Here is a 14,683-nt window from a genome sequence, read left to right on the forward strand (position 1 = left end):
TCGGTTGATGGGAATAGATATGCCGACATGAGCGATCTGTTTGATTTCAGCCGCCGCCACGACGACTATGCCGTTATGGGCAATCCGGTGGCACACAGCAAGTCACCGCGCATTCATGCCCTGTTTGCCGAGCAGACCGGCGAGCCGGTGCATTACGAAGCCATTCAGGTGGATCCCGGTGGTCTGCCCCAGGCGGTGGGGAATTTCGACGCCAACGGCGGCAAGGGGCTGAACATCACGGTTCCCTTCAAACAGGAGGCCTGGGAGCTGGTCAATGAGCGCAGCGAACGGGCCGAGCGTGCCGGCGCGGTCAATACCATCAAATTCGATAACGGTACGCTGTACGGCGACAACACCGACGGTATCGGTCTGGTTAACGATCTGCTCAACCATCGGATCCCGATCAGGGATAAAAAGGTATTGCTAATGGGTGCCGGCGGTGCCGCGCGCGGAGTACTCGCCCCGCTGCTGGCCGAACAGCCGGCGCAACTGGTGATCGCCAACCGCACCGCCGAAAAGGCCCGGGAGCTGGCCGGGGCCTTCAACGATCTGGGCAGCATTGAAGGCAGTGGCTACGAGGCGCTGGAAGACAAACAGTTCGATTTGGTGATCAACGCCACCGCCGCCAGTTTACAGGGCGAACTGCCGCCACTGCCCGACAACCTGCTCGCCGATGGCGCGGCCTGTTACGACATGATGTACGGCACCGCGCCGACCCCCTTCATGCAGTGGGCCAGCGCGCATGGCGCCGCCACCGTACTGGACGGTCTGGGCATGCTGGTGGAACAGGCCGCCGAGTCCTTCTATATCTGGCGCGGGGTGCGCCCCGAGACCCAACCCGTCATCGAACAACTGCGCCGGGAGCTGGCCTCTTAGGTAGTTTGGTGGAAGAAACGCGGAGGCGCAGAGTCGCGGAGAACAATTTGAATGAAGGGTCACCCGGGCAACATGGCGAACAGGATATTGATAACAGCCTTATTGCCATCATTACTATAATTGTCTCGTTGCTTGTTCTGGATTGCGTAACAAACAACGATTTCCCGGATGTGCGTATAAAATTATTGTTAGGACTGTCGATATAACCATCATGGCAGTGGATTGGTATCTGTTTAAACTTCGCGATAAGTCCAAAAAATAATCATTTTCTTTCTCTGCGCCTCCGCGACTCCGCGTCCTCTGCGTTATTTCCAGTAACCTCAGCGACTACTCGCGCGCCGTTGACGAAAGACAAACAGGCTATAGATCAGTACGTTTAATATGATCAGCCCGATACCGATCAGGATCTGCATTTCGTAGGTCAATCCGGGCGGGTAGATGATCGGGATGAGGTAGTGGTTGATGAAGCCGCCCTCATACAACCGCAGCCCGGCCAGTTGGCGAAAGGTTTTTTCCAGCGGGGTAAGCGGACAGTAACCACCGCTGAACTGGATGTAGATCCCCCAGAACAACGCAGGAAGGTGCAGCCAGATCAGTTTCGGCCAGCGCAGCAGTAACAGCGCACCGACAGCCACAAAGACCACGAACAGAAAATGCAGCAGAACCGTGAGCTCAGCCAGTAGCAGATAGAGGGTGGAGGACATAGTCCCGATCTTCCTGCTGGTTGCGTTTGCGCAGCGGATTGCTGGTGCATTGCGCTGCGTGGGCGTAATCGATATAGCGGTACATCAGGTGTTCGTCGCGCCCGGCGGGTATGCCGAGGCGGGTGGTCTGAATGATCGTCCCGGGCCGGTAACCGACATCGTCGAGATAGAAGTGTTGCGTATCGAACTGCTGCTGATCCCAGCGGTCGACCTTGAGCCCCAGTGCCGCACATAACAGTGTTTGACCGCTGCACAGTTTCGCCTCGAGCCGTAATTTGCCGGAGCTCTTGACGGGATTGAGGCGTTGCATGAGCTTGAGATTGTCGCGGGGTGAGGTGCGGTCGAAATGGACGACAGCGGACTTGATCAGCACCGCATTGCCCTTGCCACGGGCACTGATGTTCAGCGAATCGCCGCCGCGTGCGTAGTACATGTAAATGGTGCCCGGCGGCATGAACATCGCGGCCCGTTTGGGGGTATAGCCCTGCGAGGAGTGGCTGCCACGCTCGGCAAGATAATAGGCCTCGGTTTCGATGATGCGGCAGGCGAGCCAGTGGTCCCGCCCCTGATCATGATAGCGATGGCGGATGACCTTGCCGAGCAGTGCCCGGGCCAGCTCGCAGGGCGCTTGATCGAAAAAGGCCGGCGTCAGTCGTGCCATGGTCTGTCAGGATTGCTGGTGTCGGTTTTTCAGTCGAACATAGTGCCGGGCGGAATAGACAATCAGGTCCCGCTCCTCGTCGCTCAGCTCCCGTACCCTGCGCGCCGGGCTGCCCAGCCACAGACCGCTCTCCAGTTCCTTACCGGGCGTCACCAGCGAGCCGGCACCGATGATGGTGTGCTCAGGAATGACCGCTCCGTCCATGATGGTTGCGCCCATGCCGATCAGACAATTGTCCGCAATGCTGCAGCCGTGCAGGATGACGCGATGGCCGACCGTGACGTTGTCGCCCACATTCAGCGCGTAACCGCCGGGGTTGTGTGGTCCGTCGTGGGTCACATGCAGCACCGAATTGTCCTGGATGTTCGTACTGGCGCCGATGCGAATGATATTCACATCACCGCGAATCACTGCAAACGGCCAGACGGAGCTATCCTTGCCGATCACCACATCCCCGATCACCAGCGCCGACTCATCGACATAGACGTCCGGATGCAGATCCGGCATAACCTCTTCAAAGTCCCTGATTGCCATATTCCCTTACTCCTCTCAATCCGTTCTCACCACGAAGGCGCGAAGACTCGAAGGAAATAAATATGTAAATCTTCGGGACTTCGTGTCTTCGTGGTGAATGTTTTCATCACGACTTCCTATCTCAAAGTCACCAGTTCCTCGGAACTGGTGGGATGAAGCGCGACGCAGTTGTCGAAGTCTTTCTTGGTCGCGCCCATTTTGATCGCTACGCCGAAGCCCTGCAGCATTTCGTCGGCGCCCATGCCGATGATATGACAACCGACCACTTTTTCCTCGGCGCCGACGCAGACCAGTTTCATGGCGGTGCGCTGCGGATGGGGACTGAAGGCGTGGTACATGGCGGTGAAGCCGGTCTGGTAGATCTTGACCGCGTCGCCGTGGACTTCACGGGCCTCGTCCTCGGTCAGGCCGATGGTGCCGATAGGCGGATGGGTAAACATCACCGTCGGGATGTTTTCGTAGTCGAGCCGGCGTTCGGGCATGTTGTTGAACAGCCGATCCGAGAGGCGGCGTGATGCGGCGATCGCCACCGGGGTGAGCTGGGCCTTGCCGATGACATCGCCGACGGCATAGACGCCCTCGACATTGGTCTGCTGGTACGCATCGGCCGGGATGGTGCCATCGTTGTTGTACTGTACGCCGGCGGCATCCAGGTCGAGATCAGCGGTATTGGGCGCGCGGCCGATGGCCCAGATCAGGCAATCATAATCTTCCAGGGTAACCCCGCTCTGGCAGTGAATGGTCAGCGTGCCGTCGTTCTGCTTCTCCACCCGTTCCACGTTAACCCGCGACATGATGTTGACCCCGGCGTTCATCATCTCTTCCATCAGGGTCTCGCGCAGCATGGCGTCGAAGTCGGAGAGAAAATGGTCCCGGCGCAACAGCATGCTGACCTCGCTGCCGAGGCTGTTAAGCACGCCGGCCAGCTCCACTGCGATATAACCGGCACCGACTACTGCCACCCGTTTGGGTTGCTCCTTCAGGGCAAAAAAGCCGTCGGAGGTGATGCCGTGCTCGGCGCCGGGCACGTCCGGCACCACGGGATAGCCGCCGGGGGAAATGACGATATGATCGGCGGTGTATCGCTCGCCGTCCACGTCCAGGGTGTGGGGATCGGTAAAACGGGCCGTCCCCTGGATGTGCTCGATGTTGGAATCCTTCAGGTAGTTGCCGTACCAATCAGTAATACCGTTGATATAGCCCTCGCGCGCCTCGACCAGTTTGCCCCAGTCGAACTGGTTGAGGCTGACGTCAAAACCGTAACCGCTGGCATCCTGGAGGGTCTCGGCAACGCCGGCGGCAAACCACATGACTTTTTTGGGCACGCAGCCGACATTGACGCAGGTGCCGCCCAGTTTGTTGTTTTCGATGACGGCGGTTGTTTTGCCGTATTCGGCGGCGCGTTCGGCGGCGGAAAGCCCGCCGCTGCCCGCACCGATGGAGATCAGATCAAAGTGTTTACTCATAGCAAGGAACTCACTGCTGCGATTGGGGTGAATTTGCCTGAAAAATGACAGGGTCTTACGGGTAGAGACAACATTATATATTGATTGTAAAATCCTGCATCCATTTATGAAGCGAAAGCGGGAAGTAGAGAATGAGTGATTCCATCACCCTGTCCGATGACCTGATCCATGGCGTTTACAATGTCATCGCGCAACACGACGCCGATGTGGAAAAGAACATGATGCTGGCGCTGCAATACCTGTCCGCAATCTCCGGCTATCTGGCCGCCGGTCACCCCGGTGGCGCAAACGAACGCGATGAGGTGATCGATCAGCTGGCCGCCTTTGCCAAGCACGTGGCCGCCCAGGAGGCGGAGGATTCGGCGGGACAGCAGCAATCGGCGCCGGCCGCACCCAAAGGACAGAGCGTGCAAACAGATGATCCTGCTGTGGGGATCTGGAAACCGGAATAAGTCTGACGCCGCGGCAAGCCGGCCATTGCGGCTTGCCAATCCAGGATCCTGCCTGCCGTTATGCGATATGGCCCGATGTTCATCGCGCGTGTCGCAAGCGGGAAATAGAAAACGGGGGTACAAGCGCCCTGACGGGTTAGTACCTTCATTATTCCTGTCAAACGACGTTGATTTGGGTCCGGGCGGTGCCCGGCGCGTCGCCGCTGATCCCGTCTTTGATGTCGACCCCGTTCGCTTCCACCCGGGCCCGGCTGATGATCCGGTTGCCGCGCCCGGCGGAGACGGCCTCCGGTCGGATGGGGACCGGGATCGGCATGTCGATTCCCGGGCCATAAACGTGCCGGGCTCAGCCCGGCTATACGGATGGGCGAGTTCATTTTATTCCCGGATTTTTCAGGGTTCCAGCGGCGGCTGCTCCAGTCGTTCGAGCTGCTCGCGCAGGGTATTGAGCTGTTCTTCCCAGTAGCGGGGGGTATTGAACCAGGGAAAGTGCATGGGAAAGGCGGGATCGTGCCAGCGCCGGGCCAGCCAGCCGCTGTAGTGAATCAGTCGCAGGCCGCGCAACGCCTCGATCAGGCGTAATTCCAGGGCGTTGAAGTCGTAAAACTGGCTGTAGCCCTCCAGCAGCAGGCCCAGCTGACGGGTCATATCGCTCCGATCGCCGCTGAGCAGCATCCACAGATCCTGCACTGCCGGTCCGATCATGCAGTCATCGAGATCGACAAAATGGGGTCCCTGTTCGGTCCAGAGGATGTTGCCGGGATGGCAGTCGCCGTGCAGGCGAATCGGTTCCACCCAGTCGGCAACTTCCCGCCAGATGCTTTCGATCTCCCCGAGTAACTGCTCGGCGGCCTGGCGATAATTATGTTCCAGCTCGGGCGGGATGAAGCCGTGCTCGATCAAATAGTGATAGGGGCCGGTGCCGAGCAGCTCGATGTTCAGTCGGGCTCGGTGGCGGAACAGGCGCTGGCTGCCGCAGGCGTGGATGCGGCCCAGCATGCGGCCCAGCCAGCGCAGGTGCTCGGGATCTTCCAGTTCGGGCGGGCGGCCGCCGCGCCGCGGATAGAGGGCCAGCCGGTAATCGGCGTAATGCAACAGGGTCCCGCCCGCGGCCAGTGGCAGCGGGGCGACCACCGGGATTTCCAGCTCCGCCAGCTCCCGGGCAAAGGCGTGCTCTTCGAGGATCGCCGCGTCGCTCCAGCGGCCGGGGCGATAGATCTTGGTGACCAGGAAACTGCCGTCATCCAGGCCGACCTGGTAGACGCGGTTTTCATAACTGTTGAGGGCCAGCAGGGCACCGCTGGCTTGAAATCCGCAGGCCTCGACAGCATCCAGTATGAGGCTCGGTGTCAGGTTGGCGTACGGCAGGGCGGTGTCAGGCAATTCTGTCTCCAACCCCACAGGCGGTTACGGTTCATGCTAAATTATGGCGCGTCACGTCGCGCCCCGGCTCACCCACACAGTATCAGACAGGTAACCTATTGATGTCCAATCCGCTTCTTGAAATGCCCGCCCTCCCCGCCTTCGGCCGGATCGCCCCGGAACATGTTGAACCGGCGATCGATACCCTGTTACAGCAAAACCGGGAACAGCTGGCGCAGTTGCTGGCGCAGAACGAAGTTTATACCTGGAAGAACCTGATCCAGCCCCTGGAAGAGATGGACGATCGGCTGGATCGGGCCTGGTCGCCAGTCAGTCATATGAACTCGGTGGTCAACAGCGACGCGTTGCGCGAGGCGTACAACGCCTGCCTGTCGAAACTCAGTGACTACGCCACGGAACTGGGGCAGAACGAACAGCTCTATGCCGCCTACAAGGCGATTGCCGATTCGCCCGGGTATGAACAGCTGGAGGCAGCGCAAAAAAAGATTATCGACAACGCCCTGCGCGATTTTCATCTCTCTGGCGTGGATCTGCCCCCCGACAAGAAACAACGTTACAAGGAAATCCAGCAACGGCTCTCCAGCCTGACTACCAAATTCGAGGAGAACCTGCTGGATGCGACGCACGCCTGGTACAAACCGATCACCGACGAGGCCCAACTGGCCGGTCTGCCCGACTCGGCCCGGGCCATGGCCAAACAGGCCGCCGAAGAGAAAGGGCTGGACGGCTGGGTGTTTACCCTGGACTTTCCGTCCTATTACGCAGTGATGACCCATGCCGCCGATCGCGCCCTGCGCAGCGAGATGCACGAAGCCTATGTGACCCGGGCCTCGGATCAGGGGCCCAACGCGGGCCAGTGGGACAACTCCGCGGTGATGGACGAGATCCTCGCCCTGCGCCATGAACTGGCGCAGTTGCTCGGTTTTGCCAATTATGCCGAACGTTCTCTGGCGACCAAGATGGCCGAGTCGCCGCAACAGGTATTGTCCTTTTTGCACGATCTGGCCCGGCGGGCCAAACCGGTGGCGGAACAGGATCTGGCCGAACTGGGCGAATTTGCCCGCCAGCAGCACGGCCTGGACAAGCTCGAACCCTGGGACATCGCCTACTATTCGGAAAAACTGCGCCAGCACAAGTACGCCATCTCCCAGGAAGATCTCAAACCCTATTTTCCCGAAACCCGGGTGATCCCCGGCATGTTCGAGGTGGTCAAACGGCTCTACGGTATTGCGATCAACGAGGTCGAGGGCGTCGAGACCTGGCACCCGGATGTCCGTTTCTACGAGATCCGCGACGCCGGGGGTGAGTTGCGTGGTCAGTTCTATCTGGATCTCTATACCCGGGCGAAAAAACGCGGCGGCGCCTGGATGGACGATTGTCGCGGCCGGCTGCGCCACACCGGCGGCGAGCTGCAGACGCCGGTGGCCTATCTGACCTGCAACCTGACACCGCCGGTCGGCGACCAGCCTGCACTCTTTACCCACGATGAGGTGATCACCCTGTTCCATGAATTCGGTCACGGCCTGCACCACATGTTGACCCGGGTCGATCATATCGGTGTGTCGGGCATCAACGGGGTGGCCTGGGACGCGGTGGAGCTGCCCAGCCAGTTCATGGAGAACTGGTGCTGGGAGCGCGAGGCACTGGATTTGATCGCTGCCCATTATCAAACCGGTGAACCAATACCGGATGAGCTGTACCGCAAGATGTATGCTGCGAAGAATTTCCAGGCCGGCATGTTGATGGTGCGCCAGCTGGAGTTCTCGCTGTTCGACTTTCGTCTGCATCTGGAGTACGACCCGCAACAGGGCGGGCGGATTCAGACGATTCTCGATCAGGTGCGCGAGGAGGTGTCCGTGGTCAGGCCGGCACCGTATAATCGCTTCCAGCACGGTTTCGCGCACATTTTTGCCGGCGGTTATGCGGCAGGTTACTACAGCTACATGTGGGCCGAGGTATTATCGGCGGATGCCTTCTCCCTGTTCGAGGAGAACGGGATTTTTGATCGTCCAACCGGCGAGCATTTCCTGAACTCAATACTGGAGCAAGGCGGCACTCGGGAGCCAATGGATCTGTTTGTCAATTTCCGCGGTCGCGAGCCGCAGATCGAAGCCCTGTTGCGACATACCGGAATTGCCGCCTGAGCGAACGTTGCTCATCCCCGGGCAGAGAGAAGTGTGACGTACCCCTAACGAATAATCCGGAATCCGACAGAATGAAAAAATGCCTTCAGTTGTTCTCGCTCATCCTGCTGGTCGCGATGGTTTCACCGGCCCTGGCGAAAACCGAGTATGTCTCCGACCAGCTCGAAATCGATCTGTATCAACAACCCAGTATTAACAGCACCGTTACCGGCAAACTGTCCATCGGTGACAGTGTGGAAGTGTTGCAGGAGCAGGGTGAATTTAAACGGATCACTCTGGACAACGGTGATCAGGGCTGGGTTCGGGCACAGTACCTGGGCGAAGAGCCACCGCAAACGGCACAAGACGATCAGCTGGCCAGCAAGAACGAACAGTTGAGCAGGCAGCTTGAAGAGAGAAATCAGCAACTGAAAAAAGTTCAGAGTGATCTGCAAGCCCGTCGGGACGAGCTGTCCAATGCCAGGACCACCATCGACAAGCTGGAAAAACAGATCGAGGCCGGAGCCGAGGGTAAAGTGAGCCGTGAGGCGCAACAGCAGAAACTGGCGGAAAAAGATCGTCGGATCGAGCAATTGCAGAGTGAGATCGACAATCTGAAAGAGAAGTTAGCGACAAAGCAGGTAGCATCGCAAGAGCCCGGAATGGAACTGTCCGAAGTGGAACAGTATCGGGAGCAACTGGAACGGCAGTCAAAACGCAACGAGGATCTGCAGGCACGTATCGACCTCGCCCGGGAGTTTCTGACCCGTGAAGAGCTGCCCAGTGCCGAAGAGATAGAAAAGTGGCGGCCTTCTCTGCCCGGCTGGTACTGGGGGACGTTATTGATGGTACTGATTATCGGTATTGTCGGAGGAATTGGCTGGATGGATTATCGCCTGCGCCGACGTCACGGTGGTTTCCGCGTCTAGCGATTCAGTCCGATGCTGACGGTCGCCAGCTGGAACGTCAATTCCCTGCGGGTGCGCCTGCCCCAGGTACTCGACTGGCTGGCCACCAACCGGCCGGATCTGCTCGCCCTGCAGGAGACCAAATTGCAGGATGCGCACTTTCCGGTGGCCGAACTCAACGCGGCCGGCTACAACGTGGTCGCCAATGGTCAGAAAACCTATAACGGTGTCGCACTGCTCTCTCGCCAACCCTTGCAGGCGGAAGAGGTGGCGCGTGAGTTGCCTGACTTCGACGACCCGCAGCGCCGGGTGCTGGCGGCAACCTGTGGCGATCTGCGCGTGATCAATCTGTATGTGCCCAATGGCGCCGAGGTCGGCTCGGACAAGTTCCGTTACAAGCTCGATTGGCTCGATGCATTGACTGCCTATCTGCAACAACAACGAGAGCGTTATCCAAATCTGGTAGTCGTCGGTGACTTTAATATCGCCCCGGAAGATCGCGATGTCCATGATCCGCAGGCCTGGCAAGGCTCGGTCCTGGTCAGCGAACCGGAGCGGGAAAAGTTTCGTCAATTACTGGCACTGGGGTTCAAGGACAGTTTTCGGCTGTGCGATCAATCCGAAGGCGCCTATAGCTGGTGGGACTATCGCGCCGCCGCCTTTCGTCGCAACCTCGGCCTGCGTATCGATCATATTCTGGTCAGCGACAATCTGGCCGACAGGGTGATGGGCTCCACGATCGACACCGCCCCGCGCAAACTCGAACGCCCCTCCGATCACGCCCCGGTGGTGGCAACGGTTCAACTTTGAACTTTTTAATCTTGATAAATAACTCTCGCCAAGGCGCAAAGTACGCAAAGTTTGAAACAAATTAATTCTTACTCTGCGCCGCCGCGTCTTTGCGAGAGTCATATTCAAACCACTATATGGATGACATGTTATCCGGCTGTCGTTATGATGCAGTGAAACCCATCAGGCTCTTTAGTATGAAATACCGCGATTTACGTGATTTTATCGCCCAGCTGGAACAGCGCGGCGAGCTCAAACGGATTCAGACCGAGGTCGATCCCCATCTGGAGATGACCGAGATCTGCGATCGCACCCTGCGCGCAGGCGGCCCGGCGCTGTTGTTTGAAAATCCCAAAGGCTCAACGATTCCGGTGCTGGCTAACCTGTTCGGCACCCCGCAGCGGGTGGCGCTGGGTATGGGGGAAGAGTCGGTCGAAGCATTGCGCGAAGTTGGTAAATTACTGGCGTTTCTCAAGGAGCCGGATCCGCCCAGAGGGATGAAGGATGCCTGGAGCAAGCTGCCGATCTTCAAACAGGTGCTGAACATGGCGCCGAAGGTGATCAAGGGCGCCGCCTGCCAGAAGCAGGTGATCGAGGACGTGGATCTGGGTCAGTTGCCTGTCCAGACCTGCTGGCCGGGGGATGCCGGCCCGTTGATCACCTGGGCGCTGGTCATCACCAGAGGACCCAGTAAAGAACGTCAGAATCTGGGCATCTACCGCCAGCAGGTGATCGGCCGCAACAAGGTGATCATGCGCTGGCTGGCGCACCGCGGCGGGGCGCTCGATTTTCGTGACTGGCAGCAGGCGCATCCCGGCGAGCCGTTTCCGGTCGCGGTGGCGCTGGGCGCCGATCCCGCCACCATTCTCGGCGCGGTCACGCCGGTACCCGATACGCTCTCCGAATACGGCTTCGCCGGTCTGTTGCGCGGTGACAAGACCGAGGTTACAACCTGCCTCGGCTCCGATCTGCAGGTGCCCGCCTCGGCCGAGTTTGTGCTCGAAGGGTTTATCTATCCCGACGAGATGGCCGAAGAGGGGCCTTTTGGCGATCACACCGGCTACTACAACGAGGTGGAGCAGTTTCCGGTATTCACCGTCGAGCGTATCACGCATCGCCCCGATCCGATCTACCACAGTACCTATACCGGCCGTCCGCCCGATGAACCGGCGGTGCTGGGTGTAGCACTGAACGAGGTGTTCGTCCCGCTGTTACAAAAGCAGTTCCCGGAAATCGTCGACTTTTACCTGCCGCCGGAAGGCTGCTCCTATCGCATGGCGGTGGTGAGTATGAAAAAGCAGTATCCCGGCCATGCCAAGCGGGTGATGCTGGGTGTCTGGTCGTTCCTGCGCCAGTTTATGTATACCAAGTTTGTGATCGTCACCGACGAGGATGTGGATGTGCGTAACTGGCAGGATGTGATCTGGGCTATGACCACGCGCATGGATCCGATTCGCGATACCACCCTGATCGACAACACACCCATCGATTATCTCGATTTTGCCTCCCCGGTCTCCGGCCTGGGCAGCAAGATCGGCTTCGACGCCACCAACAAATGGCCGGGCGAGACCCAGCGTGAATGGGGGCGGCCGATCAGCATGGACGAGAACGTCAAGCAACGCATTGACGCCATCTGGGACGAGCTGGGCATATTCGATAACGGTTAAAAAACATAACCACGAAGACACGAAGCAAACACAAAACTTTTCGTGGCTACCTATCAAAGTCCCTGATTGCTATATTCCCTTACTCCTCTCAATCCGTTCTCACCACGAAGACGCGAAGTCTCGAAGATTTGTATGTTCATTACCTTCGCGTCATCGTGGTGAATATTTTTCATCACTACTTTACTATTTCAAAGTCATCAGTTCTTCGGTACTGATGGGATGGATTGCGGCACCATTGTCGAATTTTTTCAATTAGCTCTCTCCATGAAGACACGAAGCCTCGAAGATTTGCATAGTGATTACCTTCGAGTCTTCGCGCCTTCGTGGTGAATAGTTTTCATCACGACTACCTATCTCTTTGTGTCTCAGCAAGCCACGGATCGCGAAGATCTCGTCCTCCATAGATTCCCCGACACAGCAATCTGCACTATACTTGAAGCATGAATTTATCCCCGGTAACGCTTGGCTATCCGGCCTCGTTACTCGTCCCTCGTACCTCGTACCTTGGAAAGAGAGAAGGAGGTCGTATCGGATGCGCAAGATCATGGTCCTGAATGCCAAGGGCGGTTGTGGCAAAAGCACGATTGCGACAAACCTCGCCAGTTATTACGCGTACGAGCGGGAAAAACAGGTCACCCTGGCCGACTTCGATCCCCAGGGATCCAGCATGGCCTGGCTCAGGGTACGCCCCGAAGACTACCCGCAAATTCACGGGATTGACGCCACCCGGGAAAATGTCCGCATTCCCGGGACGAGTGAGGTTGTGATTATGGATGCCCCGGCGCGTGTGCAGGGCCCGGAGCTGACCCGGCTGGTACGCCGGGCGGAGACGATTATCGTTCCGGTATTGCCCTCCCCCATCGATATTCGGGCCGCGGCCGACTTCATGAAGGAACTTCTCACCACCGGGAAGGTCTCTCGAAAAGAGACCCGGGTCGCGGTTGTCGCCAATCGGGTGAGGGAAAATACATTGATCTATCAGTCGTTACAGGCGTTTCTCAAGAGTTTGCGAATACCGTTTGTCACCTCTTTACGGGATACCCAGAATTACATCCGTGCCGAAGAACGGGGCGTGGGTATTTTTGAAATGGCCCCGTCGCAGGTGTGGTGGGATCGGGAGCAGTGGGAACCGCTGGTGCGCTGGTTGAGAAGCAAACGCAGTCGGGCGGATTCGTAAATGATTAAGGCGCAATCAGGACAGACCTGGCTGATCGCACGGCCGGGAGCACATAGTATGCATTGCAGGCGGTATTTTGCCTTGTTATTAACGGCGTTGCTGCTCGGTGGCTGCAGCTCCACCGTGAATGTGGATTACGAGCAGAGCTACAATTTCGCGGCACTTAAAACGTATGTCCTGCAGGAGGCGCCGGAGCGGATCGACGACGATCCCCGGTTGGATACGCCGATGATGCAACAACGTCTGATCCGGGCTATACGTGCCGAGCTGCAGCAGGCCGGATTGCGTGAGGCGAAGCCGGGCGAAGTCCGGGTCAGCTATCGGCTTGATATAAAACAGGAGATCGAAAGCGATTCATCCGGCGTCTCGGTGGGCCTTGGCACCTTCAGCCGGAATGTCGGTATCGGTTTCGGCTACGGTTTTCCGACCTCCGGGGTGGAATCCTATGATCGTCTGGTGTTGACGATTGATCTGGACAATCGTGAAACCGGCGACTTGCTCTGGCGCGGTTCTGACAGTCGTCGCCTGTATGCCGGCAGCACCCCGAAAAGCAACACCGAGCTGGTCAATGAGCTGGTCGAGGCCATTTTGAAAAAATTTCCGCCACGTTGAGCGTGGCGCGATCCCTGCCGATCCATTGTTGTATACAGAGGTAACGTGTCTTCAGGGCGCAGAGGGTTCTGCCCCGAGATCCAGTTGCTGGCGTAACCAGGTCGCGATATCGGCAATCTCCGCCGGGTGGACCTGGTGCTGCATGGGGTAGACCTTCCAGGTCACGCTGTAATCGGCCTGTTGCAGAACATGGCAGGCGTGTTCGGCCAGCGATAAGGGTACGACGGGATCGTCACTGCCGTGGGCCATAAAGATCGGCGTCACCTGACTGGCGGGGTGTCGCTCATTGTCGAGCTCCGAAACCAGTGGCAGATAGGCCGAAAGCGCGAGTATGCCCCCCAGGGGTTCCGCCTGGCGCAGGCCGGTATGCAGCGCTATCGCCCCGCCCTGGGAGAAGCCGGCCAGAATGATCCGATGGGAGGGAATACCTCGTTGGTGTTGCTGCTGAATCAGCGCTTCGACCATCGCCTGTGAAGCCCGGATTCCTCCGGTATCTTCATTCTCCTGAATCCGGGGCGAACGGATATCGTACCAGGCACGCATGGCCATGCCACCGTTGAGCGTGACCGGCTGGACCGGCGCGTGGGGAAAAACAAACCGGACGGACCGATCCACCAGCCCCAGTTCGGGGACCAGCGGTTCGAAATCATGACCGTCGGCACCCAGGCCGTGTAGCCAGATGACGCAGTGTTGTGCCTCGGCGGGGCCGACTTCCACACATTCGGGTAATTGGGACATAAGTTTTCAGGGGATTGTGATTGTGTTGCGATTGTACACATGACGGTACTGATGTATCTACAACTTGTGACAGTGCCCAATTCATCGCGTTTCCTATGAAAGGAATGTCGAGCAGGCTCACGTCCCTTACTTTTCTGAAGATCCAATAAAATAATGAAGATATCGAAAGGACAGCGTCACTGAAAATATTATTCAGTGTTATCGGTATGTTCGGTGGTATGTTGAATGGGTTAGCGGTTTTGCACCAAGGCCGCAGGAACACAAGATGTAGGTCAGGTTATGCACAGCATTACCTGACATTCTCCGTATTGGCCAGAGTGTCACCCAGGCTAACGCCAGCGTGACCTGCAGGACTAGCCAGGGTATAAAGTATGCATAAATTTGGAAAAGTGGCGTAGGTCAGGTTGCGCGCAGCGCTACCTGACATTCTCCGTATCGGCAGGGTGTCACGCAGGTTAACGCCAGCGTGACCTGCAGGATTAGCCAGGGTATAAAGTGTGCATAAGTTCGGACAGTTGTTTAGCCGGTTTTATGTCACAGCAATATGAACAGGTGCGCCAATAAAAAAGGCGAAGGGAGAACCCTTCGCCTTT

Annotated in this window: 15 protein-coding genes; 8 read left to right on the top strand and 7 right to left on the bottom strand. The window is 57.9% G+C overall.

Translation table 11 applies throughout. The annotated features are described in order from the left end of the window. Nucleotides 1-27 precede the first annotated feature (27 nt). Complete coding sequence (aroE, locus tag EDC23_RS01285) at nucleotides 28-876, top strand: shikimate dehydrogenase (RefSeq protein ID WP_134080462.1); 849 nt, start codon at nucleotides 28-30, stop codon at nucleotides 874-876. Nucleotides 877-1,196: 320 nt separating this feature from the next. Here aroE and EDC23_RS01290 read toward each other — a convergent pair whose 3' ends face one another. From EDC23_RS01290 to gorA, 4 genes are all read right to left on the bottom strand, one after another. After that, nucleotides 1,197-1,580, bottom strand: a complete 384-nt coding sequence (locus tag EDC23_RS01290) for a DUF2784 domain-containing protein (RefSeq protein ID WP_134080463.1) — start codon at nucleotides 1,578-1,580, stop codon at nucleotides 1,197-1,199. Continuing rightward, complete coding sequence (locus tag EDC23_RS01295; RefSeq protein WP_134080464.1) at nucleotides 1,549-2,241, bottom strand: DNA-3-methyladenine glycosylase; 693 nt, start codon at nucleotides 2,239-2,241, stop codon at nucleotides 1,549-1,551. The genes EDC23_RS01290 and EDC23_RS01295 overlap by 32 nt, the downstream gene beginning before the upstream one ends. A gap of 6 nt (nucleotides 2,242-2,247) precedes the next feature. Then, on the bottom strand, nucleotides 2,248-2,775 hold the full coding sequence (locus EDC23_RS01300; RefSeq protein WP_134080465.1) for a gamma carbonic anhydrase family protein: 528 nt from the start codon (nucleotides 2,773-2,775) through the stop codon (nucleotides 2,248-2,250). A 116-nt stretch (nucleotides 2,776-2,891) separates the two neighbouring features. Beyond that, nucleotides 2,892-4,241 carry a glutathione-disulfide reductase gene (gorA, locus tag EDC23_RS01305; RefSeq protein WP_134080466.1) on the bottom strand — a complete coding sequence of 450 codons (1,350 nt, stop codon included), beginning with the start codon at nucleotides 4,239-4,241 and terminating at the stop codon, nucleotides 2,892-2,894. Between the two features lie 131 nt (nucleotides 4,242-4,372). Between gorA and EDC23_RS01310 the strand changes: the two genes are divergently transcribed. After that, a complete protein-coding gene (locus tag EDC23_RS01310) occupies nucleotides 4,373-4,693 on the top strand; it encodes a hypothetical protein (protein WP_134080467.1) in 321 nt (106 codons plus the stop codon). A 157-nt stretch (nucleotides 4,694-4,850) separates the two neighbouring features. Here the strand turns inward: EDC23_RS01310 and EDC23_RS14065 are convergent, their stop codons facing one another. Next, nucleotides 4,851-5,009 carry a hypothetical protein gene (locus EDC23_RS14065; RefSeq protein WP_166668739.1) on the bottom strand — a complete coding sequence of 53 codons (159 nt, stop codon included), beginning with the start codon at nucleotides 5,007-5,009 and terminating at the stop codon, nucleotides 4,851-4,853. A 77-nt stretch (nucleotides 5,010-5,086) separates the two neighbouring features. Continuing rightward, nucleotides 5,087-6,076, bottom strand: coding sequence for a serine/threonine protein kinase (locus EDC23_RS01315; RefSeq protein WP_134080468.1), 990 nt, complete (start codon nucleotides 6,074-6,076; stop codon nucleotides 5,087-5,089). 101 nt (nucleotides 6,077-6,177) lie between these two features. Between EDC23_RS01315 and prlC the strand changes: the two genes are divergently transcribed. The 6 genes from prlC (at nucleotide 6,178) to EDC23_RS01345 (ending at nucleotide 13,352) form a co-directional block, all read left to right on the top strand. Next, nucleotides 6,178-8,220, top strand: a complete 2,043-nt coding sequence (prlC, locus tag EDC23_RS01320; RefSeq protein ID WP_134080469.1) for an oligopeptidase A — start codon at nucleotides 6,178-6,180, stop codon at nucleotides 8,218-8,220. Nucleotides 8,221-8,291: 71 nt separating this feature from the next. Then, entirely contained in the window at nucleotides 8,292-9,128 is an 837-nt protein-coding gene (locus tag EDC23_RS01325; protein WP_134080470.1) for a TIGR04211 family SH3 domain-containing protein, read from the top strand. Between the two features lie 15 nt (nucleotides 9,129-9,143). After that, the gene (gene xth / locus EDC23_RS01330; RefSeq protein ID WP_208321257.1) at nucleotides 9,144-9,917 is read left to right on the top strand and encodes an exodeoxyribonuclease III; all 774 of its coding nucleotides are present in this window, start codon (nucleotides 9,144-9,146) and stop codon (nucleotides 9,915-9,917) included. 176 nt (nucleotides 9,918-10,093) lie between these two features. Beyond that, nucleotides 10,094-11,563, top strand: a complete 1,470-nt coding sequence (gene ubiD / locus EDC23_RS01335; protein WP_134080472.1) for a 4-hydroxy-3-polyprenylbenzoate decarboxylase — start codon at nucleotides 10,094-10,096, stop codon at nucleotides 11,561-11,563. Between the two features lie 532 nt (nucleotides 11,564-12,095). After that, nucleotides 12,096-12,740, top strand: coding sequence for a ParA family protein (locus EDC23_RS01340; protein WP_134080473.1), 645 nt, complete (start codon nucleotides 12,096-12,098; stop codon nucleotides 12,738-12,740). 57 nt (nucleotides 12,741-12,797) lie between these two features. Continuing rightward, complete coding sequence (locus EDC23_RS01345; protein ID WP_166668740.1) at nucleotides 12,798-13,352, top strand: DUF4136 domain-containing protein; 555 nt, start codon at nucleotides 12,798-12,800, stop codon at nucleotides 13,350-13,352. 51 nt (nucleotides 13,353-13,403) lie between these two features. On the opposite strand, the gene EDC23_RS01350 is transcribed toward EDC23_RS01345, so the two are convergent. Continuing rightward, complete coding sequence (locus EDC23_RS01350; RefSeq protein ID WP_134080475.1) at nucleotides 13,404-14,090, bottom strand: alpha/beta hydrolase; 687 nt, start codon at nucleotides 14,088-14,090, stop codon at nucleotides 13,404-13,406. Nucleotides 14,091-14,683: the final 593 nt, after the last annotated feature.

The sequence above is a fragment of the Thiohalophilus thiocyanatoxydans genome (assembly GCF_004366735.1).
Classification (GTDB): Bacteria; Pseudomonadota; Gammaproteobacteria; order UBA6429; family Thiohalophilaceae; genus Thiohalophilus; species Thiohalophilus thiocyanatoxydans.